The sequence below is a fragment of the Neoroseomonas terrae genome (assembly GCF_018129025.1).
Taxonomy (GTDB): Bacteria; Pseudomonadota; Alphaproteobacteria; order Acetobacterales; family Acetobacteraceae; genus Neoroseomonas; species Neoroseomonas terrae.
Genome location: NZ_JAAEDI010000038.1, coordinates 21,015 through 43,624, shown reverse-complemented (window position 1 = coordinate 43,624; position 22,610 = coordinate 21,015). Strand labels below are relative to the sequence as shown.

At 70.1% G+C, this 22,610-nt stretch carries 15 protein-coding genes; 6 read left to right on the top strand and 9 right to left on the bottom strand.

Annotated elements, in window-relative coordinates; translation table 11 throughout:
• Positions 1-59: 59 nt before the first annotated feature.
• Genes GXW78_RS25450 through GXW78_RS28550 form a run of 4 tightly spaced genes read right to left on the bottom strand, consistent with a single transcriptional unit; the run spans position 60 to position 2,900 of the window.
• A complete protein-coding gene (locus GXW78_RS25450; RefSeq protein ID WP_211871726.1) occupies positions 60-1,205 on the bottom strand; it encodes a capsule biosynthesis protein in 1,146 nt (381 codons plus the stop codon).
• Positions 1,206-1,221: 16 nt separating this feature from the next.
• Positions 1,222-1,860, bottom strand: a complete 639-nt coding sequence (locus GXW78_RS25445; RefSeq protein WP_211871725.1) for an ABC transporter ATP-binding protein — start codon at positions 1,858-1,860, stop codon at positions 1,222-1,224.
• Positions 1,861-1,866: 6 nt separating this feature from the next.
• Entirely contained in the window at positions 1,867-2,664 is a 798-nt protein-coding gene (locus GXW78_RS25440; protein ID WP_211871724.1) for an ABC transporter permease, read from the bottom strand.
• Complete coding sequence (locus tag GXW78_RS28550; protein ID WP_338147848.1) at positions 2,661-2,900, bottom strand: DVU3141 family protein; 240 nt, start codon at positions 2,898-2,900, stop codon at positions 2,661-2,663. Before GXW78_RS28550 ends, GXW78_RS25440 begins: the two co-directional genes overlap by 4 nt.
• A 423-nt stretch (positions 2,901-3,323) precedes the next feature.
• Here GXW78_RS28550 and GXW78_RS28545 point away from each other — a divergent pair, with 423 nt between their 5' ends.
• The 3 genes from GXW78_RS28545 to GXW78_RS28540 all read left to right on the top strand — a co-directional run bounded on the left by GXW78_RS28545 (position 3,324) and on the right by GXW78_RS28540 (position 7,832).
• Positions 3,324-5,096 (top strand): capsular polysaccharide export protein, LipB/KpsS family, encoded by a 1,773-nt coding sequence (locus GXW78_RS28545; RefSeq protein ID WP_211871722.1) that lies wholly within the window; start codon positions 3,324-3,326, stop codon positions 5,094-5,096.
• The gene (locus GXW78_RS25425) at positions 5,093-6,328 is read left to right on the top strand and encodes a capsule biosynthesis protein (protein WP_211871721.1); all 1,236 of its coding nucleotides are present in this window, start codon (positions 5,093-5,095) and stop codon (positions 6,326-6,328) included. The genes GXW78_RS28545 and GXW78_RS25425 overlap by 4 nt, the downstream gene beginning before the upstream one ends.
• A gap of 91 nt (positions 6,329-6,419) precedes the next feature.
• Entirely contained in the window at positions 6,420-7,832 is a 1,413-nt protein-coding gene (locus tag GXW78_RS28540) for a sulfatase-like hydrolase/transferase (protein ID WP_211871720.1), read from the top strand.
• Between the two features lie 3 nt (positions 7,833-7,835).
• Here GXW78_RS28540 and GXW78_RS25415 read toward each other — a convergent pair whose 3' ends face one another.
• The 4 genes from GXW78_RS25415 to GXW78_RS28535 all read right to left on the bottom strand — a co-directional run bounded on the left by GXW78_RS25415 (position 7,836) and on the right by GXW78_RS28535 (position 18,505).
• Entirely contained in the window at positions 7,836-8,576 is a 741-nt protein-coding gene (locus GXW78_RS25415) for a formyltransferase family protein (protein ID WP_211871719.1), read from the bottom strand.
• A gap of 74 nt (positions 8,577-8,650) precedes the next feature.
• On the bottom strand, positions 8,651-9,958 hold the full coding sequence (locus GXW78_RS25410) for an aminotransferase class I/II-fold pyridoxal phosphate-dependent enzyme (protein ID WP_211871718.1): 1,308 nt from the start codon (positions 9,956-9,958) through the stop codon (positions 8,651-8,653).
• Positions 9,955-17,178, bottom strand: a complete 7,224-nt coding sequence (locus tag GXW78_RS25405; protein ID WP_211871717.1) for a type I polyketide synthase — start codon at positions 17,176-17,178, stop codon at positions 9,955-9,957. The genes GXW78_RS25410 and GXW78_RS25405 overlap by 4 nt, the downstream gene beginning before the upstream one ends.
• A gap of 22 nt (positions 17,179-17,200) precedes the next feature.
• Complete coding sequence (locus GXW78_RS28535; protein ID WP_211871716.1) at positions 17,201-18,505, bottom strand: glycosyltransferase; 1,305 nt, start codon at positions 18,503-18,505, stop codon at positions 17,201-17,203.
• Positions 18,506-18,761: 256 nt separating this feature from the next.
• Here GXW78_RS28535 and GXW78_RS25395 point away from each other — a divergent pair, with 256 nt between their 5' ends.
• The 3 genes from GXW78_RS25395 to GXW78_RS25385 all read left to right on the top strand — a co-directional run bounded on the left by GXW78_RS25395 (position 18,762) and on the right by GXW78_RS25385 (position 21,503).
• Positions 18,762-19,190, top strand: a complete 429-nt coding sequence (locus GXW78_RS25395; protein ID WP_211871715.1) for a hotdog fold thioesterase — start codon at positions 18,762-18,764, stop codon at positions 19,188-19,190.
• 534 nt (positions 19,191-19,724) lie between these two features.
• Complete coding sequence (locus tag GXW78_RS25390; RefSeq protein WP_211871714.1) at positions 19,725-20,720, top strand: asparaginase; 996 nt, start codon at positions 19,725-19,727, stop codon at positions 20,718-20,720.
• Between the two features lie 159 nt (positions 20,721-20,879).
• Positions 20,880-21,503 (top strand): HD family hydrolase, encoded by a 624-nt coding sequence (locus GXW78_RS25385; protein ID WP_211871713.1) that lies wholly within the window; start codon positions 20,880-20,882, stop codon positions 21,501-21,503.
• Between the two features lie 25 nt (positions 21,504-21,528).
• Here the strand turns inward: GXW78_RS25385 and GXW78_RS25380 are convergent, their stop codons facing one another.
• On the bottom strand, positions 21,529-22,566 hold the full coding sequence (locus tag GXW78_RS25380) for a S1C family serine protease (RefSeq protein WP_211871712.1): 1,038 nt from the start codon (positions 22,564-22,566) through the stop codon (positions 21,529-21,531).
• Positions 22,567-22,610: the final 44 nt, after the last annotated feature.

Here is a 22,610-nt window from a genome sequence, read left to right as displayed (position 1 = left end):
CGGGTACGCCGCTGCCGAGGGCTGCCAGAAGAACGAACAGCGCCGCCGCGCGCAAACCGTCAAACCGCATGTTCACGCATGCCCGCGACAAGAAGCCAACCGATGCCGAAGGCCACCGACAGGCCAAGGAAGATACTGGCGACACTGAGCAGTTTCCGCGGATAGAGGGGATAGACGGCAAGGTTCGGTTCGACCACGCGCGAGAGGTACATCTGCTGGCGCTGCGTTTCCATCCGTGCGGTTTCGAGGCTGGCCGTGGCGGAGGCGAGCTGGCGGTCGGCGAATTCACGTTCGAGCATGAGTCGCTCGAAAGCAGCAAGCTGCTGTGAAAGCGCACCGTCGCCCTGCGTGCGGCGCAGCCGTTCGACGGTAATCTGGTGCTCCAGCGCTTCGATCCGGTTGCGGGTGGTCTGTAGGGCGACGTTGTCGGGGCGCATGAAGGCGCTGCGCTCCCGCAACTCCGCCTGGGCGGCGACGAGTTGCGCCTCCAACTGCCCCATCGTCGCCATGGCCGCCGCCGCCGCGCCGGAACTGTCCAGTTCCTGCTGCTGTTCGCGGAAGCGGGTCAGTGCTTCCCGGCTGTCGAGGACGCGGCGCTCGGCGATCGCGACCTCGCTGCGCGCAACGTTCAGCGCATCCTCGCGCGCGCGGCCGGACAGGCTGTTGATGAGCCGCTCGGCCTGGGCGAGCAGCGTGTCGGCAACCGCCTTAGAATCCTCCGGCGTGAAGCTGCGCACGCGCAGGGTGATGACCCCCGTGGTGCTGTCGAAGGCAACCGATACCATGCTGTTGTAGTATTTGGTCAGGCGCTCCGGCTCGTCGTTCCATAGGCGGGCGATCGCGTCCGCGTCCTCCCGGCCCCAGATGCGCGTCAGATCCAACTGCTCATGCGTGCGCATCACCGCGTCATGGGAGGTCAGGAAGTCGCGGACGCTGTAGGCATCCCCCACCGCCGACCCACCACCGCCACCGACAGCCGCGGAGATCATGGTGCCGAGCGAGACCTGCGGAGCATCGGCCCGCGAGCGGACGACGAAGCGTGCCTCGCTGACATATTGCGGGGTCGCGAAGCCGTAGTAGTAGACGGCGACCAGCAGCGTCGGCAGCAGCACGAACCAGGTGAAGGGGTGGCGGAAGAAGCGCTTGAGGCGCGACTTCGGCCTCGGCGGGGGAATCGGCTCCGCCTCGCTCCAGGTTGGCTCCACCGCCGGGGCGGGTGCCTCAAAGGCTGTTGTAGGTGGCGAGAGCTTCATCGAGGTCTTCGTAGAATGTGAGGGTGCCGCGATCCAGCACCGCCGCGCGGTTGCAGAGCTGGCGTACGAGGGAAGGCTGGTGGGTCACGATGATCAGGCCGGCATTGCGCAGGCGCGCCGCAAAGGCGCGGCCGAACTTGGTGTCGCCGACGGCGAGTGCCTCATCGACCAGGAGACAGTCGAATTCCACGGCGAGCGAGATGGCGAGCCCGAGCCGCGACCGCATGCCGCTGGAATAGGTGTTGACCGGCATGTGAAGGTACTCGCCGAGTTCGGCGAAGGACTCGACGTAGTCGACCGTTGCTTGAACGGGCCGATCGTAAATCCGGGCGATGAAGCGCGTGTTGTCCGCCCCGGACAGAGCCCCCTGGAACCCCGCTGCCATGCCGATGGGCCATGAGACGGACATGCTCGCCCGGATCGAGCCGCGGGTCGGGGCTTCGATGCGGCCGAGGATGCGCACGAGAGTCGACTTGCCGGTACCGTTGCGGCCCAGGACGCCGACGCGCTCACCCTTGTGGAACACCGCGTTGACGCCGCGCAGCACATGCTTACGCCCGACATTCATAGGGTAGGATTTGTGGACGTCGATGAGTTCGAGCGCCATGTCTGCCTATTCCAGCCCGATCCGCTGGCGCGCCAGCCTCAGGCCGGTCAGGCCGAGCAGGTGAGGGATGAGAATCCAGCCGGCCACGTAGCTGAGGTCGTATGTGGCGCGGTAGCGATCGCCGAACTGGCCGTCGCGGAGCAGCTCGAAGATGTGGACCGTCGGAATCCATACCACGATGTCCTGCATCCATCCGGGCAACCACTCCACCATGAAGAACAGGCCGCTGAAGGGCAGCATGAGGTAGGACATGGCGTGGACGAAGCGTTCGACGACTTCCCACTCGCTGGTCACCGCGCCGACGACCAGCGCGACGCCCTGCGCCAGCAGAACCATCAGCCCCAGGGCGCAGAGCATCTTCATGGGGGAGTCTGGAAACGCGCTGCCGAGCCCGACTGCGATGATCGTGAAGATTGTCATCACGCCAGTACAGGCCACGCCTTCGATGATGTGGCGGGCGAAGAAGAGATCGGGCAGCGTGACCTGCCGATGATACAGCAGGCCGCGGTTCGACGAGATGGTCGAGGAGGCGCGGTTGATCATGCCGCGAAAGGCGAAGAACAAGACGTAGCCGATCGAGAAGAACTCGAAGGTGCCACGGATGCCGCTTCCGCCCCGCAAGCCCGAGCCGTGGATGACCGCAATCATGCCGCCGAGCAGAAGCGGCTCGAAGAATAGCCATAGGTAGCCGAAGCGCCGCCGGCCGAAGCGCGTATGCAACTCGCGAAGGATCAGCGCGCCGATGACGCGCACCTGCTGCCGGGCACAATCGACCAGCAGCGGCCTCGCGGAGGTCTCGCTCACGGCATGCCCGTGGCGCCACCGCGGAGCAATGGCCGCGCCTCCCGCCAGCCGGTGCCGGCGCTGCACAGGAGACGGGAGGAGGAGCCGCTACCGGTTCCCATCTGCACCTCCCGGCATTCGCGGCCGCTTGCGGCCGCATAGGCGCGCACCAGCCGCAGCCGCACCGTCTGGCCGGTCGAGGGTAGGGTGACCGTCTCCTCGGCACCTGCGCCGGCGCTGGCGGCAAAGGCAACCACGGGGTCGGAAATCGACGCTATTGCCGCATCGGCGGGCTGAGTGGGAGCCGTTCCCGCATCGGCGCAAGCCGCCAACAGCAACAGCCCGAGGACGCCCGCAACCGGTCTGCATCCGCCGCTGTTCGAGCCCGGAATCATTCGCTAGTCACCTCAAGGTCCGCTGGCGCCGAAAGCTAGCCTTTCGCGCGGAACTACGCAAAAACAAGACGCTGTGGGCCGAGTTACAGATCGGAATGGTGCACCGCGATCACGTGTGAGGCTTGTCGCGTGCAAGATGATGCAGCAATGCAGCTTAATGGTTTTTTTGCCGTTCCGACCCGGACCGAACGTAGCGCGTACCTGCTAGTACCCGCCGGCCTCCTCCGGCGCTGGCCGCATCTGCCCGCATTCTGGCCTTGCGCGCCGTATCGCGGTGGAGCTGCCGTGGATGATCGCGCCCGGCTGCTGCTGCCGCAGGGCGTGCCCGTCCCGGCACGGTGGGATGGGGCTGTGTTTCGCGTGACGCCGGAGCCTTTCGCTCCGCTAGGCCCAGGCGGACGACCCCCGGTCATCCTGCTCGGCGCGGAGGTGGAGCAGCCGCTCGATGCCCTCCTCACCTCGCCCGGACGGGAGCGCCACCGGGCGGCGGGACTTCGCCGCCTGTTGAGACATGCACGGATCGGCGGACCCCCGGGCCTGCCGGACCCTGGTCCTGCTGCCGTCGGTGCAGCGGCCGGGGAGGCCGTTCTCGTCCTCGACCCTTGCGACCCGGCTGCCGTCGGCGCCGCCCGCGACATGTGGGATACCGCGCGAGCCGCCGCCTCGGGACGCCCGGTGATCGCCTGCCGCGCACCGGAGGCGCCGGCGACGGCCAAGCCGGTTCTGGCGGCGACACTGCCGCGACGCCTCGATCCCTGGACATTGATCGATGTCGCCGCGCGCCTGCATGCCTTGCCCGGCCCGACCGCGCTGCTCGCCGCGATGGCGGGCGTCGAGGTGCGATACCCGGGAGGGCGGGGTCCCGATGGCGTCGCCGCCCTGGCATCCATCGCCGCCTCCGCCCGCTGTGCGGACCCGGTTCGTGCGCGTCCCATTCCGCTCGAGGAGGCCATCGCGCTGCTCGGGGAATGGCGCGCGCAGGATGCCGCGAAGGCCCGCGTCGCCGTGTGCGTCGGAATGTCCTTCTGGAAACGGCGAAGCATCGCCTCGGTCTTCGAGACGGCGGCAGGCGCGCCAGCCTTCGCGCGGACCGCGCGTGCCGCCGTGGCCGAAGCAAACCGCCGGGGCGGTGCCATCGCCGCTTGGTCGAGCCGCGTGCCGCCCGGACTCGAGGTCCAGGCACGCGCTGCGGGCGTACCGGTGCTTTGGGTCGAGGACGGTTTCATCCGCTCGGCCGGGCTGGGTGCAGGCTTCCTGCCCGGCGCGTCGATCACACTCGACAGCCGACGGCCGTACTATGACCCGTCTGGGCCGAGCGACCTGGAGATCCTGCTGGCGACGGCCGACTTCCCGCCGGCACTTCTTGTGCGGGCTGCGGCGTTACGCGCGGCTCTCGTGGCGCGTGGCGTGACGAAGTACAACCTTGGCGGCGCCGCACCTGTGCTGCCCGCTATGGCTGGCCGCCGCCGCATCCTCGTGCCGGGCCAGGTCGAGGACGATCTGTCCGTCCTGCGCGGCGGGGCGGGCTCTGTGCGGACCAATTTTGACCTGCTGCGCGCGGTGCGGGCAGCCCACCCCGAGGCCTTTATCGCTTACAAGCCGCACCCGGATGTGGAGGCGGGATATCGCCGCGGCCGGGTTTCGCCTGCCGACGCCGTGGGGCTCGCGGATGTCGTGCTGGAGCATGTACAGATCGCCCCGCTGCTCACACAGGTCGACGAGGTGCATACGCTGACCTCGTTGACCGGGTTCGAGGCGCTGCTGCGCGGCCTGTCCGTGACGTGTTGGGGTCAGCCCTTCTATGCCGGCTGGGGGCTGACCACCGATCGCGTGCCGATCGCCCGGCGTGTGCGTCGCCTATCAGTTGACGAACTTGTTGCCGGTGCACTCGTGGCCTATCCCCGCTATCAGGATCCGGTGACGCAATTGCCGACGACGCCGGAAGCCTTGCTAGACCGCCTTGCAGACCCCGTACCCTGGCGCGGCGGCCTTTTGGGTTGGCTGCGCCGGTGGCAAGGCGGTCTGATGGCGCGCATCGAGCGCGGGCGAAGACGATGACGGAGCGGCGTTCCTTCCTGTTCCTTCAGGGCCTGGCGACTCACCTGTTCGTGCGGCTGGGTGATGCGCTGGCCTCGCGCGGCCACGCGGTGCACCGCGTGAACTTCAACCCCGGTGACCGGCTGTTTTGGAAGCGGCCCGGCGCCATCGACTTCACTGGCACCGGCGCGGAATGGCCGGCGGCATTCGAGGCGATGGTTGCGCGTCACGGCACAACCGACATCGTCATGTTCAGCGACTGCCGGCCACGTCATGTCGACGCGATCGGCATCGCGAAGCGGCTCGGGCTGCGGAGCTGGATCTTCGAGGAGGCCTATCTGCGGCCGGGCTACATCACGCTGGAGCAGGGCGGGGTGAATGCCCACTCCTCGCTGCCGCGCAGCCCGGCGCGCATCCTCGCCCTGGCACGCGGCCTGCCACCCGCGGAGCCGGAGACGCTGTCCGGCGGATCGTTCCTGCGCCGCGCCAGCGACGATGTCCGGTACAATATCCACAACCTCGTGTTCCGGGGCCGGTTCCCGCATTGGCGCACGCACCGGCCCTGGAATCCCTTCCATGAGTATGCCGGCTGGCTGCTGCGCGGGGCGCAGCGGCCCTGGCGCCAGGGGGCCGCGCGGCGGCGCCTCGCGCGGGTGCAGTCCTGGGCGGGACCCGTATTCGTGATGCCTCTTCAGCTCGAAGGGGACTACCAGCTGCGGCGCCATTCGCCGTTTGCCGGGCTCGGCGAGGCGATCGCGACGGTCGTATCGTCCTTCGCAGCGCATGCGCCGAGGGACGCGCTGCTCGCTGTGAAGGGACATCCCTTGGACAACGGGCTGACCGATTGGGGACGCGTTACCTTGGCGCAGGCAGCGGCATGCGGGGTCGCCGGCCGTGTGGCATGGCTGCCCGAACTGCCCTTCGGCCCGGTGCTGGCACCGGCCGCCGGCGTCGTCACCGTCAACAGCACGGCTGGCCTGCAATCCCTGCGCGACGGCAAGCCGGTCATTGCTCTCGGCGCGGCGCTCTATGACATGCCCGGCCTGACCTACCAGTATGGTCTGGACCGCTTCTGGACCGAAGCAGTGGCGCCGGACGCCGCCCTCGTCGACGCGTTGCGCCGGGTCCTGGCTGCCCATTGCCTGATCCGGGGGGGGTTCTTCAGTCAGGTTGGCATCGCCGAGGCTGTGGGCAACGCCATGGTTCGGCTCGAGGCCGCCGCCACTGTCGACGCACGCATCGCGGCTGAATAGGTATGAATGCGCGGAGTTGCGCCGTGATTACGTGGGCATCGTGCGGGTCGGGACGGGTGCGCCGACGGCGCTGCGGTATCGCCGTTCGCGCGTGAGCGACGCACTGCACCTTCTCGCCGGGGCTGCCGTGCCGCTGCCTTTCTGGGCCTGGCTGCGGCGAGGCGCGGGGTCGCGACTGTCGCCATGGGCCTTGCTGGACCTCGCGCCCGTCGCGGCACTGTTTCTGGTTCTACTCGCGGCGACGGCGCGACCCATCATGGCCGGCGGTTTTGCGGCGGGGCTATGCCTGTTCCTCGCCATTGCCGATCGGGCGAAGCGCGCCACGCTGGGGGAGCCGCTGACATTCACCGATGGCGGGCTGCTATGGCAGGTAGCGGCGCATCCGCGCTTCTACCTGCCGTTCGTGCCGATGACCGTGATCGTTGGCGGGATCGGATCGGGCGCGATCGCCTTCGCCCTGGTGCTGGCGCTGGAGCCGCCGATCGTGATCGGGGCGGGCGGTCGCCTGGCTCTGGCGACGGCCTCCGCAGGACTCGTGGCACTGCTGCTGCGGCCGCTTGTCCTGCTGCGCGGTGTGGAGCCGGCGCGCGACCCGTCGCAGGACACCGCGCGTTTCGGCCCGATGGCGACCTTCGCCCTGCATGCCCGGATCGCGGCCGTCGAACGGCCCGGCCGGCGCGCGGCGCATCCCCCGCGGCCGGCCATTGCGTCGCGCGCCGCGGAGCTGCCGCATCTGCTGCTGTTACAGCTCGAATCCTTCTGCGATCCTCGTCGCCTTGGAGTTCCTGCTGCGCTGACGCAGTGGGATGCCCTCGCCGCCGGCGCAGTCGCGCACGGGCCGTTGGCCGTGCCCGGCTTCGGGGCGAACACCATGCGGACGGAATTCGCGGTGCTGACCGGCCTCGCTGATGGCGTGCTCGGGCTGGACCGCCTGAACCCCTATTTCCGCTTCGCGCGTGCGCCGGTTTCATCCATCGCGTGGGCGTTGCGAGGCGCCGGTTACACCACAACATGTCTGCATCCGTTCGACGAGCGCTTCTTCGGCCGCGATCGCGTTCTGCCGGCGCTCGGCTTCCAACGCTTCGAGGCCGGTTCGGCCTTCGCGGATGCTCCCCGGAACAGCGGCCTCGTCACGGATGCTGCGGTGGCTGCGCGGTTGACCGATGAACTCGCTGCGGCGAGTGGCCCGGCCCTGCTCTACGCCATCACCGTCGCCGGGCACGGGCCATGGCCAGGGCCGGACCCCGCGGCGAGCTGGGCGGCGCGGATGGCAGCCACGGACGCCATGGTCGGCACGCTCGCCGCGGGGGCCCGCCAAAGCAGCAGGCCGGTCGTGCTGGCTGCGTTCGGCGACCATCGCCCCGCATTGCCCGCGGCCCGCGGCGGGACGGACACGGATTATCTGGTCTGGCGCAGCGACAGGCTCGGGAAGGGGGGGAAGCGTCCGCTGGATCCGGCGTCGCTGCACCGGCTTGTGGTGGGAACGGTTCTCGGCAGCAGTTGACGTCTACAGCAAGGTGCCGCCCAGCGCGCGCGCGGCCCGCAGGTCGGCCCAGCCCGTCAGCCGCACGCCGCGCTTCGCAGCCGCTGCCAAGTCGACCCGGGTAGGGAAGGGCCGATAAGGCAGCAGCGGCACGTCGCGGCCAAGGTCGCGCCCGTCGGCAATGTCCTCGATCACCTGGAGGAGCAGTTCCGCGCCGACAAGGTGAAGCTGCCGCGCCGTGGCGGATACCGTGGCACCCACCAAGGGCTGCACGGCGCGCTGCGCAAGGATCGCTCCCGCATCGATGCGAGGGACAAGGCGATGGACCGTAACCCCGAGATGCGCGTTGCCCCCGTCCGCCGCCGCCCAGAAGCAAGGCATGGGGCCGCGATGCAACGGCAGCAGCGACGGATGCAGGTTGATGCCGCCGAGCCGGGCGGTCGCGATCGTTGCGGGCGCCAGGATCTGGTCGAAATGGCATGTGACGATCAGATCCGGCCGCAGCGCCTCCAGCATGCCCTGAGTTGCCGCGCTGTTGACCGAGGCGGTGGTCGTCGGCGGCACCCTGCGCTCCAACGCGGCGGCGCCGAGCGGGCCGACGGCGCCGTTGCCGCGTAGCAGCCGCGGCGCGGCGAATTCGGCGAACAACCATGGCAGGATGCGCGGCCCTGATCGGGCGAGGTGGCGCCGCGTGCTGGCGCGCCGGTCGCGCCAAGCATCCGACAGGCCGAGCAAGACAACCTCGTGCGGCGTCTCGCGCAGCACCCGCGCGGCGGCCTCCGCGCTCGCCGTGCTTTCGAGTGTCAGCAGGGCGATGCGCAGCCGGGACGGGGCGGCGTTCAGCCCGGGATCTCAGCCGGGCGTGCGCCGGCCATAGCGGCCTGGACGGCGTCGATGGTGGAACGGATCTGCGCTTCGCTATGCTCTGAGGACAGGAAGAAGCGCAGCCGCGCCGAGCTGTCGGGGACCGCCGGATAGAGGATCGGCTGGACGTTGATTCCCTGCTCGAACAGCGCCTGCGATAGCCGCGCCGCGCCGACCGAGGAGCCAACGATCACCGGCACGATGGCGAGGCCTGCCGAGGTGCCGGTGTCGAGCCCGGCTTCTTTCGCGAGACGCAGGAACAGCGCCGCATTGCGCTGCACCCGAGCGACGCGTTCCGGCTCCGCCTGGAGGATGGCCAGCGCTTCGAGCGCGGCGGCGGCGAGTGCCGGCGCCATGCCGACCGAATAGACGAAGCCCGGTGCGGAATGCTTGAGCCAGGCGATCAGATCGGCATTGCCCGCGATGTAGCCGCCGCATCCCGACAGCGTCTTGGACAGCGTGCCCATCCAGATGTCGACCTCGCGCGCATCGACGCCCCAGTGTTCGTGGATGCCGTGACCGGTGCGGCCCACCACGCCCATGCCATGCGCCTCGTCGACCATCAGCCAGGCATCGTGCCGCCGGGCCATCTCGACGAAGCGGGGCAGGTCGGGGATGTCGCCATCCATCGAGTAGTGACCCTCGATGACAATCAGCGCGCGGCGCGCGGCGCGGCGGGCGGTGGCGAGCTCCTTCTCCGCCGCCTGCCAGTCATTGTGCGCGAAGGCGATACGCCGCGCGCCCGACAGCCGCGCCCCCTCGGTGCAGGAATTGTGGATTGCAGCATCATGGAGGATGAGGTCGCGCGGCCCCATGAGATGGCCGAGTACGGTGACGTTCGTCGCATGGCCGGACACGAAGGCCAGCGCGGCCTCAACGCCGTAATGCGCCGCCAGCGCCTGTTCAAGCGCCGCGTGCCCCGGACGCTCGCCGGACACCATCCGGGACGCTGAAGCCGAGACGCCGTGTCGGTCGATCGCCGCCTGCGCGGCGCGCATCACCCGCGCGTCGCCGTTCAGGCCGAGATAATTGTAGGAGCCATAGTTGATGAGCTCGCGGTTGCCGATCCTCGTGGTCGCGCCGGCGATGCCCTCATGGGGCCGGAAGAACGGGTTCTCGAGGCCCAGCGCCCCGGCGGCCTCTCGGATCAGTTCCATGTCACGCTGGCCGGGCAATTCGCGAAAGGCGCGTGCGGCGCCGGGCGCCTTCTCCTCCCTGCGACGCGAGAGGCGCTGCAGCAGCGCGAGGCGTGCCGTAGCCGACAGGCCGAAGCCTTGGGTCACTTCGCGCCCTCCGTCGCGGCCACGGCGGCTGGCTCATAGGCATCCATCAGCGACTGCACGGTGTGCTCCGTCCTGTCTTCCAGCACCACGCCGGCGATGCGGCCGGCGAGGATCGCGATGGTCAGATCCTCCGTCACGGCGGCGAGCGGGACCTGCACCCCGAGCCGCCGTTCCAGCGCCATCCGCAGTTCAAGCCCGCCGAGGCTGTCGAGGCCGAGCCCGGCGACCGGTGCGTCAGCGCCCACGGCCTCGACCGGCAGGCGGAGGATGCGGGCGATTTCTTCCTGCGCCAGCGCGATCAGACGCGCCCGGGCCTCCTCCGCGGGCAGGGCGCGCAGCGCGGCGCGGAGGTCCGCGCCATCGGCGCCGGCTTCGCGCGCAGTACGCACGCCGGCATAGGCTGGCTCGGAGAGGATTGGCAGGCCCGCCGACAGCGTTGCCCAGGTGACGCGCGCGAGATGCGCGACAGGAACGCCGGCGGCGAGCAGGGCAGGCAGGGCCGCCAGCGCTTCCTGCGCCGGCATCGGCGCAACGCCGGTGCGGCGTTCGAGCGTCTCGGCCGTGGCGGTGTCGCTGGCTAGCACACCAGCATCCGCGATGGGGCCCCAGCCGACGGCGAGCGCCGGGTGACCAGTTGCGACGCGGCGTCGCGCGATCGCCTCCAGCGCCGCATTCGCCGCGACGTAATTGGCCTGACCGGGATTGCCGAAGGCTGTCGTCGCCGAGGAGAACAGCAGGAACAGATGTAGTGGGTCCTCCGCCGTCAGTCGGTCGAGATGTTCGGCGGCGAGCAGCTTGGGAGTCAGCACGGCGGCGAAGCGCGACGCATCCATGCTCGCTGCCGCACCGTCGGCAAACGTCGCAGCCGCGTGCACCACGCCACGGATCGGCGGTCCCTCGCGACGCAGACGTGAGAGCAGCGCTGCGAGAGCATCCGGGTCGCTCGCATCGCAGGGCTCGATCCGCGTCCTGGCGCCGAGGGCCGCAAGCGTCCGTAGCGCCGCTTCAGCCCCCGGCGTCGTGCCGCCGCGCCGCGAGATCAGCACGAGATGCGCCGCCCCGCCGGCTGCCAGCCACTTCGCGCATTCGAGGCCGAATCCCTGCACGCCGCCGACCACCAGATAGGTCCCATCGGCATCCGGCTGCCAGGCTTCCGTCGTGACCTGTCCGCCGCTACCGGGTGGGCGGATTACCAGCTTGCCGATGTGGGTCGATGCCTGAAGGGTTCGGAAGGCTGTCTCCGCCTCCTCCGCCGCGAAGACGGTATGCGGCAGCGGCAGCAGGGTGCCGTCGGCTAGTCGGGCGGCGATGTCGGCCAGCAGCGCGGCGGCGAGGTCCGGCTTCGCCCGCGGCAGTGCATCGGCATCTACGGCGTAGTAGGAGACGTTGCGCCGAAGAGGACGCAGCGGCGCCCGGCGGTTCTCGACGAAGTCGCGCTTGCCGAGCTCGATGAAGCGCCCGAAAGGTGCAACCAGGCCGAGGCTGCGCTCCATCGCTTCGCCAGCCAGGGAATTCAGCACGACATCCACGCCGGCGGGCCAAGCTGCGCGCAGCAGGTCCGCAAAGCCCGGATCGCGGCTGTCGAGCACGAGGTCTGCACCGGCCATGCGCAGGAAGGCGCGCTTTTCCTCGCTGCCGGCAGTGGCCGCAGCCAGCGCGCCGGCGGCTTGAGCAATCTGTATCGCCGCGAGGCCGACGCCGCCGGCGCCGCCATGGATCAGCACGCGTTCGCCGGGGCGGATGCGGGCCAGCGTCTCAAGCGCATAAGACGCGGTGATGAAGGCGACGGGCACCGTCGCCGCCGCTTCTGGCGCGAGTCCGGTGGGCAAGGGAACCAGGGCCTCTGCGCGCGTCAGCGCGCGCGACGAGAATGCGGCCGGCGCGAAGCCGAACACCGCCTGCCCGGGCTTCAATGCGACATCGGGACCGACGGCCTCCACGACGCCCGCGCATTCCATGCCGAGCGTCGGGCCGGCGAAACCGTCGATCAGTGCATCCTCGGGGAGCAAGCCCTGCGCCCACATCAGGTCACGGAAATTCAGCCCGGCGGCCCGGACCGAGAGGCGGACCTCGCCCGGGCCGGGACTGGGCATGTCGGCTTCCGGCAACCAGCCAAGGGTGCCGATCTGGCCCGGCTGCCCGATGGCGAGCCGGCCTGCGCCGTGGATCGACTGTTCCGGCAGCCCGGCCGAAAGGACAGGGGTGTGGCGGCCGCCGGCCGTCAGCATCACCTCCGGCGCGTCGCCGGCGAGTTCCGCGGCCAGTCGTCGTGCCGCCACATCGACGGGCAGGTTGAGGTCGAGGCTGATCCGGCGCGGCTTCAACTCCGGCATCTCGTTCGCGAGCACGCGGCCAAGGCCGGCAATGGCCGCCGACCGCGCCGCATCGCCAGCGCCCACCAGCACGAAACCCGCCGCGCTACCCTGCGCGGCCTCGGCGAGCCGGGTCGCCGCTCCGAGCGTTGCCGCGGCATCCGAACCGGCGTGAGCCAGGGCGACGACCAAGGCGCCGCGCATGTCATGCGGTGACGGACAGGCATCGAGCACGTGTTGCGAGACCTGATGGCCCTCGGTTCGCAGCACTGCCCGCAGCGCCATGGACAAGGCGGAACTGGACGCCTCCGTACATATCAGGATGCGCCGGCCCGTCGCAGGTGTCGCCACGATAACGGAGGGGGCTCGCGCTGCGATCAGCAGCGCCGGCCACGGCGCAGCCGTCAGGCGTAGCGCGTCGGGGGTCTCGAAGCCGGCCTGGGACAGCGCGGCGAGCCAGGTGTTCGCATCGGGTAGCGTGCCATCTCCACCTTCCCACCAATCAGGGCGCTGGCCGCACGCGAAATCCCAGACGCGGCCCGGCGCCGGCTCGGCCAGCAGCAGCAGTCCGCCCGGCGCACAGGCCAGACGCAGGGCGGCGCAGAGCCGCGTCCCAGCACGACCCCGCGCCGCGGTGGCGAGGCCGATAACAAGGTCGGCAGGCTCCGGAGCGCCCGCGCTCGCCAACGGATCCCAGCCGGACCAGGCGAAGGCGATGCCGTCGGCTGCAGGCGGCGCGGCGCCGGCCCGGGCTTCGCCGGCGGCGCGATACTCGACGCGCCGGCCGCTGGCCGACAATGCTGCGATGGCGCGTCGGGTGAGGGGCCCGCCGGCACCGAGGTCGAGAACCCGCAGGGCTCGTTCCGCCGGCCAGTCCGCCGCCAAGCGCGCGATGGCCGCCTCCATCACCGCGGAGATCGCTGCGAAGGCACCCGCTTCAGGCGGCGGTGCCGCCGCCGGGACGGCGCTGCCCGCCAGGGCTGCGGGAAGTGTTTCGGCAGCACGCGCGAGCCATGCCATGTCGAGCGCCAGACGAGGCTGTTCGGCCAGCACTGCGCGCCAGATTTCCGGGGCAGCAGGCAGGACCTGGTCTTCGCTCAGGCGCCAGCCGGCCGCGGTCTGCTCGGCAAGCCCTGCCTCCGTCAGCGATTGCCATAGCGCTCGGCGATAGGGCGTGGCGAGCGGCGGCGCCCCTGGTAGGGCCTTCGCGGCGGCGGACGCCACGAACCCCTCCAGCAGCAGCGCTGCTTCTGTCATGTCCGCCGCGGCATCCGTGTCGCGCGCAGCCTCCAGCGCGGCTTCGACCTCGATGGGTGCCGGGGCGGGTGGAAACGGCGCGGCGGGCACGGGGTCGAGCCGGAAGGCATGCTCGGCCGGTGCTGTCCTGCCGGGCAGGCGGATGCGTTGCAGCCAAACATCCTGCGCGATTGCGACTGTCGTGCCGGTGGCATCATGAAGGACGAGATCGGCGGCGACGAAGCGCTCGCCACGACGCCTCAGCACGACGTCGGCACTGGCGGGCGGCGCCGCGCCCCGTCGTGCCGTGAGCCGGCCGATGCGCACCGGTACCAGCGACTGGCCCTCGGCGCGCACCGGCGCGGCGAGCAGGGCGATCAGCCCCTGCAGCGCGCCATCAAGCAGGACAGGATGCAGAATGAAGCCGTGGTCACGCGGCGCGGCGTCGGGAAGGTGCAGCATGACGCGGGCGCAGGCCTCCGCGTCATCGGCCAGGACCTCTGTCACCGGGCGGAAGGCGGGACCATAATCGAGGCCGCAGCGAGCGGCCACGGCGGTCACCTCAGGTCCAGTGACGCGACGCTGACCGGCCGGGGTCGGTGTCCCCGCAGCCGGCAGGCGCGGCAGGGCGGTGATGCGGGCGCGGGCGGAGAGGCTCCAGGGTTCGTCCGCCAGGCGCCGGCGGCTCGCGAGGACCAGGCTGCCCTCCTCATCGACCGTCGTGCGGACCTCGCGGCTGCGATCCGGCTCAAGCGCGAGCGGGCGCTGGATTGCGAGGTCCGAAGCCTCCAGCACTTCCGCCTCGGGAAATCGGGCCGCGGCGGCGGCGAGCGCAATCTCCGCCATCCCGGCGGCCGGCAGCACCGCTTCGCCCAACAGGCGGTGATCAGCGAGCCAGGGATGCAACTCCGTGTCGAGCCAGTTGGTCCAGGTCCCCGGATCGTCATCGCGGCGGACCCCGAGCAGCGGATGGTCGCGGCGCGGCAAGACCAGCGCCGCCGTCTCCGTCGTCCGGGGGAACCAGGTCGGCGTGCGGGCGAATGGGGTTCTGGGCAGGCCGGCACGCTCGGCTGGGCCGACAAAGGCCGGGCCGCCGCGAGGATCCACGCCGCGCGCGACCGCGCGGTCGGCGATGGCGGGGAAGGGGTCGCCCGGCGGGTCGCGGCGCGTCAGGCTCGAAAGCACCGCGCTGCCATCGGTATCCGCGCGCAGACTTTCGCGCAGATAGGACTGAAGGACAGCGGCCGGGCCGATCTCGATGAAGAGTCTGGCTCCCATCGCTGCCGCACCGCGAACCGCATCACGGAATTGCACCGGCTCCCGCAGGTTACGCCACCAGTAGTCGGCCCCAGCCTCGCGGCCGCCGAGCGCGGTGCCCGTCACCGAGGAGACCATCGGGATCGCGCCGTCCTGCGGTGCGAGCGTGGCAAGATCGGCGAGCAGACCATCCCGCACGGGATCCATCGCCGCTGCATGGAAGGCGTAGTCGAGGTCGAGCGGCACCGCGGAGATGCGTGCCGGTTCCGCAGCCTCGCACAGCCGCGCGATCGCCGCCGCCGGGCCGGCGACGGTGATCGCCGTGGGGCCGTTGATCGCCGCGATCTCGAGGCCGGGTCCGCAGGCGTCGAGCAGCGGCGCGGCGGCGTCCGCTCCTGCGCCGATCGCCGCCATGCGGCCCGTGCCGCGGGTTGCGTGCTGATGTCGGCTGCGCGCGACGATCAGCCGTGCGGCCTGATCGAGCGTCAGAATCCCGACGCACCAGGCAGCGGCGACTTCACCGACCGAATGGCCGAGCACCAGGGCCGGTCGGATGCCTTGCGCCGCCAGTGCGCCGACGATGCCGACCTGCACCGCGAACAGCAGGGGCTGCGCGATATCCGTGCCCGACAGCGTCGCCGTGGGCACGCCGCGCTTCAGCAACGCCAGCGGCGACCAGCCGAGGTGCGGCGACAGGGCTGCGTCGGCTGACTTGAGGGCGGTGCGAAACGCTGCGTTGTGGCGCAACGCTTCGCGCGCCATGGCTTCGTGCTGCGCGCCATTGCCGGAGAAGACGAAGGCGGTGCTGCCGCGCACCGCCTGGCCGGATACCGCGCCACGATGATCGCCATTGGCCCAGGCGGTGATGGCATCGCCGATCGCTTCCCCATCCTGCCCGCGCAGGATCAGCCGGTGCCCGGCGAGGTCGCGGTGCCGCGCGGCGCCGCGGGCCAGCGCCGCCACGCGGCCTGCATCAGCACCGGTCAGCGCACTACGCCAGCGCGCGGCCAACAATGCCAACGCTGCTTCTGACTTGGCCGAGAGCACCAGTGGCGGGTTGCCGCGCGCCCGGCTCGCCGGAACTGGCTTCCGTGCTGGCGCACGGCCGAGCAGCACAGTCGCATTCGTCCCTCCGAAACCGAAGGAATTCACGCCGACGACCGCGTCCTCGCGTGGCACCGCCGCGGTGAGCGAGATGGGGACCGTGATGTTGAGTCCGTCGAAATCGATGTCGGGACTAGGCTCATTGAAGTGCAGTGAGGGAGGGACGGCGCCCTTCTTCAGCATCAGCACGGCCTTCAGCAGGCCCGCCATGCCGGAGCCGGCTTCGAGGTGACCTATGTTGGTCTTGACCGAACCGACCGGCAGCGGCGTCGAACGATACCGAGCGATGGTGGTACCGATCGCCCAACTCTCGGCCGGGTCCCCCACTCGGGTGCCGGTGCCGTGCGCCTCGAAGGCGAGGAAGCGTTCCGGCGCGACATCCGCGTCGACCAGGACGCGTTCCATCAGCGCGGCCTGAGCGGTGCGGTTGGGCAGCGACAGGCCGATCGTCCGCCCCGCGGCGTTCGCACCGCTGCCAAGCAACACCGCCTGAATCGGATCGCCGTCGGTCACCGCGTCGGCCAGGCGCTTCAGCACGACGACGCCGGCGCCCTCGCCACGCACATAGCCATCCGCGGCGGCGTCGAAGGCGCGGCAGCGCCCGGTCGGCGACAGCATCCCTGCGCGCGAGAAGCCGATGAAGGAATACGGCGAGAGCAGCATGTTGACGCCGCCCACCACCGCCGCTTCCAGCGACGGGTCGTCGGCCAGCGCCCGCGCCGCCAGGTGAAGCGCGACGAGTGAGGACGAGCAGGCCGTGTCGACGGTCTGCGCCGCGCCGCGCAGATCGAAGACGTTGCCGATCCGGTTGGCCAGGATCGACAGCGCGTTGCCTGTCATGAAGAAGCGGTCGCCGGCCGACGGGTCTTCGAGTCTCAACTCGGCGTAGTCGGTCGAAGAACCACCAGCAAAGACAGCGATGTTGCGCCCGGCGAGGCGCTCGGCCGGCCACCCCGCATTCTCGAAGGCTTCGGCCGTGACCTCCAGGAGCAGGCGCTGCTGCGGATCCATCTCCGCCGCTTCGCGCGGGGACAGGCCGAAGGAAGGGGCATCAAAGCCCGTCGCGTCGCCAACGGTGCCGGCCGCAAAGGTGTAGGAACGCCCTGCCTCGGAACGGCGCGGATGGCCCCAGCGCTGCTGATCGAAGCGATCGGGTGGCACGGTGGTGACTGCGTCGCGTCCCTCCGCAAGCAACGACCAGAAGGCGTCGAGATCAGGCGCGCCCGGCAGGCGGCAGGCAGCGCCGACGATGGCGATACCGGCTGTCAGGCGAGGCTTCCTGGAGCGCTGGTGGCGAGTGCGGATGGTCATCCGCCCCGCCCGTTGGCGTCGATCATCGCAGGGCGGCCGGCGCGGCGGCCAGGCGCTCGGGCGGCGACGTCGCGGCACCCGCCCGGCGCGATGCGGCCGGCATGGCCGCGTGGCGCGCCGCGACGCGCGTCAGCAGGCCGTCCACGGCGTCGAAATGCTCGGCCCAGACCGGCGCGGACCAGCCGCGCAACCGTGCCAACTGGGCCGCCCTCGCGCGACTGTCCGGGGCTGCGTAGTCGAGCACCATGCGCCGCCACCCGGCGCCGTCCAGCGCGTCGAGGTATTCGGGCACGTCGCCGCCGACCTCGCGCAGCGCCGGCAGGTCGGAACAGATGGCCGGAGCGCCGGCGGCGAGTGCCTCGGCGAGCGGCAGGCCATAGCCTTCCGCGAAGGAGGGGAAAAGGAGTGCGCGGCTGCCGGCCAGCAGCGCCGACACGGCCGGGTCCGACAGCGAGCCGGCCTCGGAGACGAGCCCGCGCAGCAGGGTGCAGCGTTCGAGCAGATCGAGAACATTCTCGTTCTCCCAGCCACGGCGGCCGACAAGGACGAGGCGCGGCGCCGCCGGGCCCCACTTGGCCGCGAAGTCGCGCCACAGGTGCAGGAGCAGCAGGTGGTTCTTGCGCGGCTCGATCGTGCCGATCGAGACGAAATAGGGTTCCTCCGGTGCTGCTTCGGCACTGCCGTCCGGTGCCGGCATTTCGATGCCGAGCCGGGCCACGACGACGTCCGGCGGATCGGCTTGGCGCACGAGATGCGGCTGCAGCACTGCCGCCGTCGCGCCCGAGTTCACGATGATACCGGCAGCGAGCGAGGCGACCGTTTCCAGCCGCCGCAGATGCTGCATGGCGACACCGGGGCGCGCATATTCGGGGTGCGTCGCCGGGATCAGGTCGTGCACCAGTGGGATGAAGGCAGCACCCGCACTGCGGAGTTCCGCAATCGGTTCCGGCTTCTCCATCAGGCGATGCGAGACGAGAAGGAACAGGCTACGCCGTTCGCGCGTCATGACCTCCATGAGCTTCGCACGACCGCGTGACACGGCGAGGCGCATGAGGGCGAGGCGGCCGAGCCGCAGCGCTGATTGGCGTGCGGCTTCGGCCTGCGGGCCGCCGGCCCAGGCCAGTTTCAGGGCCGCCGCAAGATCGGCGACCAGGGAGCGCGGCACGGCCGCGTAGCCGCCCCAGGGACCGCGCGCGCAGAACGTTACTGAGGCCGGCGCCGCCGCCAGCCATCTGGCCGCATAGGCGACCTCCACCCGGTCGATCCCCGATGGCGCCCTTCGGCGGCCACAGGCGAGAAACCGGGACACGTCGAGCACTACGTGCACGGCACCACCATTCCCTACCGACGATCTTCGTCGGCGCCCGATCCGCTAATCGAGGGCCGGGCATCCTGCCCGACAACTCCGCCGCATCCGTTCAAACCGGAATGCTCACGACGCGACAAAGTTCCGTTCGCTACATGATATCTCATACCTTAAGGCTGTCTAAGGCCGGCGCGTCAACGGTGAACGCCCGACACTGGCGGCCCTGTGCGTTCCGCGCCAGACTCCCATCGAACTCCTGTCGAAAGTGTGAAAAGCGATGAGTATCTGGCGTCGCAGGGCCGATCCCGCGGAGATGGAAGCGCGGTTTCAGAGCAGCCTGCCCGGCTTGTTCGGCATTCGTATCATTGAGGTCGGCGCTGACTTCATCCGCGCCGAGATGCCGGTCGACAACCGGCATGTCCAGCCCTTCGGCATTCTTCATGGTGGCGCGTCGGTTGTGCTGGCCGAAACGATCGGCAGCATTGCGAGCACTTTGACGTTGCCCGACGACCGTCGTGCGGTGGGGCTCGAAATCAACGCCAATCACATCGCACCGGTGCCAAGCGGCCAGGTGGTGAGCGCGACCTGCCGGGCGCTGCATATCGGCCGCACTACGCAGGTCTGGCAGACCGAGATTCATCGTGCGGACGGGCGTCTTGCGTGCGTTTCCCGACTGACAACAGCAGTGGTCGAGCGGCGCGAGTAAACTCACCAGCCCATCCGACAGAGTCGAGGAGACTGTCCATGTCGTTGTTCGGGTCGGGTCAGGTACGCTGTACCGACAGCGTCGGCGATCTCGAAATGACAGGTAGTTCGTCGTCATCGAGATGCGGGCCGGCGTCGTGGGCCGCGTTCCGCCCGTGGCCCGCGCGCCCCAACGCCGCGACGGCGGAAGGTAGCCCCGGTTACGCTTCAACCGACGTTGCGAAGTGGGGGGCGGGGATGAAGATGGTGTCCGAGCGCCGCTCTTGCGTCTTCATGCAGCGATCGTCGGACCGTACCGTAGCGTTGCAGAGCACGCGGCGTCGGCACGAATGCCGAAGGTCTGCTGTGAGAGTGCCGCGGGCGACGCCAGTAACGCGCGAGTTCCGGAGCGTCTCGGCCTCAGATGGCCGTGGGCCGAACGGCAGTCGGGGACACAATGCCTCGGTTGTCTCCTTCCGCACGGTTTTGGGGGTACCATGACGGCGAACCAAGTGATCGAGCCGCTGCGCGTCGGCGCCGCGAGGCAACAGGCCACATGACGGCGAAACCGAAGGTCGCCGTCATCGGAACCGGCGGAACGATCTCCTCCGTCGGGCGTGGGCCGCTTGATCTGATCGACTACTCCGCCGCGGGGCGGATGCTCGATGTCAACGGCGTGATCGCCCGCGTGCCGGAGTTGGCGCTGGTCGCCGAGATCATCCCGGTGCCGTTCAAGGCGATTCCCTCCACGGCAATCGGCTGGGCCGAATGGAAGGAACTGCTGCTGATATGTGACCGGCTCGTGGCGGAGCATCCCGACCTTGCCGGGATTGCGGTGACGCATGGCACGGCGTCGCTGGAGGAGACGGCTTACTTCCTGTCATTGACTCTCAGGGTGCCGGTGCCGGTCGTGCTGGTGGGCGCGCAGCGTCCGGCTTCCGCGCTTGCCGGCGACGGGCCGATGAACCTGCTCAATGCCGTGCGCGTCGCGTCCGATCCGCGGGCGCGCGGGCTGGGCGCGCTCGTGCTGCTCAACGATGAGATCCAGGCGGCGCGCGAGGTGACCAAGACCTCCACCCTACGAATGCAAACTTTTCGCACGCCCGATTTCGGGGTGCTCGGCCAGGCCGATGCGGACGAGATCTGCTGGTACCGCAAGCCACTTCGCCGAATGGCGCCGGATACGGAATTCGATGTGCGGAGCCTCGATGCGCTGCCGCGGGTCGACATCGCCTATGCTTACGCCGGCGCGGACGGGGCGGCGATCGACGCCTTTGTTTCTGCCGGTGCGCGGGGCATCGTCACGGCCGGTTTCGCTCCGGGCTATGTGACGCCGGCCATGGCCAAGGCGATGGAGGCGGCTGTCGCCAAGGGTATCGCGGTGGTGCTGTCGTCGCGTGCCGGTTCCGGCCGAGCCGGCAAGACGACGCGTGGGCGGAAGTCCGGCTTCGTCACGGCGGATAATCTGACGCCACAGAAGGCGCGGGTGCTTCTCTCCCTGGCGCTGGCGGCGGGGGTCACGGATCTGGAGCGCGTGTTCGCGACGTATTGACCGCGGCGAGGGGCTGCGGGATGTCACTCGCGTCATGACATCCGGCGCCATGGTGCGGGCAGCGAGCAGGTCGTGGGGCGTCGATTCCTTTGGCGGCGCACGGCGCGCGAGCCCGCCGGCGGTAGGGATTGATCCATCTTCTCTGCCCGGGAGTTCGGCGTGACGGCCGATCGTGCGTGGGTACGACTGCCATCCGGACGGCGGCTCGACCTCCTGTCCCCCACGCCGCTCGACTGGACCGATAGGGATCTTGCCACCGGCCTAGCGCGTACGTTTCGCTGGGGTGGACATTCGATCTGGCCCGAGCCGCTGTCGGTTGCGCAACACTCACTGACGGTGCTCGCCCTGCGTCGCACGAGGACGCGCCATCGCCTGAGCCCGGCGCAGGAGTTGCGCGAATTGCTGCACGATGCGGATGAGGGGCTGATCAACTTCGACTGCATCTCGCCGCTCAAGCCCTTTCTCGGCCCGGGTTTCGCTGAACTTCAGGCGCGGCTGCTGGCCGTGATCGCCGCGCGCTATCGCCTGCCGGCCTGGGAGGCAGTGGAGAAGCGCGCGCACAAGGCGGTCGACATCGCCGTGGCAGCCGCCGAGGCAGTTCATGTCGTTGGCTGGACCAGGATTGAGGTGCGGGAGACGCTCGGCATCCGTGTCGCGCCGATGGAAAGGGATCCGCTCGCGGTGCGCTATGGCGATCACGCTTGGCGGCCCTGGGCGCCGGATGTGGCAGCGGCGCGCTTCCTCGAGGAGTTAGCCGGCTTGCAAGCGCGCGCGGGACTCTAGGTCCCGCGCCCCTTCGTGGCCCCGATCACCGAAGACAGCGGAGAAATACGGTCGAGGCGTGCGCCAAATCACCGATCTCCGCTGCCGTCCGTAGCGTACCCGTCGGATCCTCGAGCTGCGGCTGAACGCCGTGCTCGCGCATGAAGTCCACGGCCTCCGTGTGCTTCACCGCGAAGTTCACGTTCTGAGGGATATCGCCCGTCGCCTGTGCGATGCGCTGTGCATTAAGCTTCGAGACGATAACGCCCACCACCTGGCCGCGCAGGTCGAGCAGTGGCCCGCCGGAGTTGCCCTGCTGCACCGGCGCGCTGATCTGGATCTGGCGCGGATTGTCGCCGAGCCCGGCCAGGGCCGAGACATCGCCCGTCGTCAGCGTCGGGCCCGAGGACAGTAGGCCGGCAAGCGGGAAGCCGTATGTGACGACGTTCTCTCCGCGCCGGACCTCGGCGGTGCGCCGGAAGGGCAGGACCGGGCCAGCATCTGCCTCGGTCCGCAGCAGCGCGAGGTCGCGTTGGGCATCGACGGCGATGACCGTCGCCGCGATCTCCCGGCCCGTGGCGGACCGCGCGATCATGGAGGTGCAGCCGTCGGCGACGTGCTGGTTGGTCATGACTTGGCGCGGCGCCACGACGAAGCCGGTGCCGGAGGAAACGTCCCGCGGCGGCTGCCGGCCGCCCGGACCTGGGCGCGGGTTGGCGCCAGGGCCCGGACCGGCATGCTGGCTGCCGGGCGGCCGCGCTGCCGCCGCGCCAAGCGGCGGCGGCTTGGCGGTTGGAAGGGCCGCCATCGGTCCCGGCGCACCGAAGCCGGGCTGACGGCCCTGCGGCTGCCGGGGCTGTGGGAATGCCTGCTGGCTGCCACCGAGCGGCGGCGGCTTGTCGCGCGGCAGGGCCATCTGTGGACGCTGCGGCTGCGGTGCGAATTGTGGTGCCTGCTGGGCGGGCGGAGGCAGGTTGCCGAGACCCCCGCCGCCGCCGCTACCGAGGGATCCCGGCTTCTGGGCCGAGGCCGGCAGCGTGGCGCAGACAGCGGCAATTACGACGATGGGTAGGATGGGGCGCATGGCTGGAACGTGCCGGGTTGCAGGGCTGGCGGTCAACGGTTGCC

Coding starts and splice junctions, on each gene's coding strand:
- GXW78_RS25445 (WP_211871725.1), bottom strand. CDS start 1,860: ATGGCGCTCGAACTCATCGACGTCCACAAATCCTACCCTATGAATGTC.
- GXW78_RS25425 (WP_211871721.1), top strand. CDS start 5,093: ATGACGGAGCGGCGTTCCTTCCTGTTCCTTCAGGGCCTGGCGACTCAC.
- GXW78_RS25405 (WP_211871717.1), bottom strand. CDS start 17,178: ATGACCATCCGCACTCGCCACCAGCGCTCCAGGAAGCCTCGCCTGACA.
- GXW78_RS25395 (WP_211871715.1), top strand. CDS start 18,762: ATGAGTATCTGGCGTCGCAGGGCCGATCCCGCGGAGATGGAAGCGCGG.
- GXW78_RS25390 (WP_211871714.1), top strand. CDS start 19,725: ATGACGGCGAAACCGAAGGTCGCCGTCATCGGAACCGGCGGAACGATC.
- GXW78_RS25380 (WP_211871712.1), bottom strand. CDS start 22,566: ATGCGCCCCATCCTACCCATCGTCGTAATTGCCGCTGTCTGCGCCACG.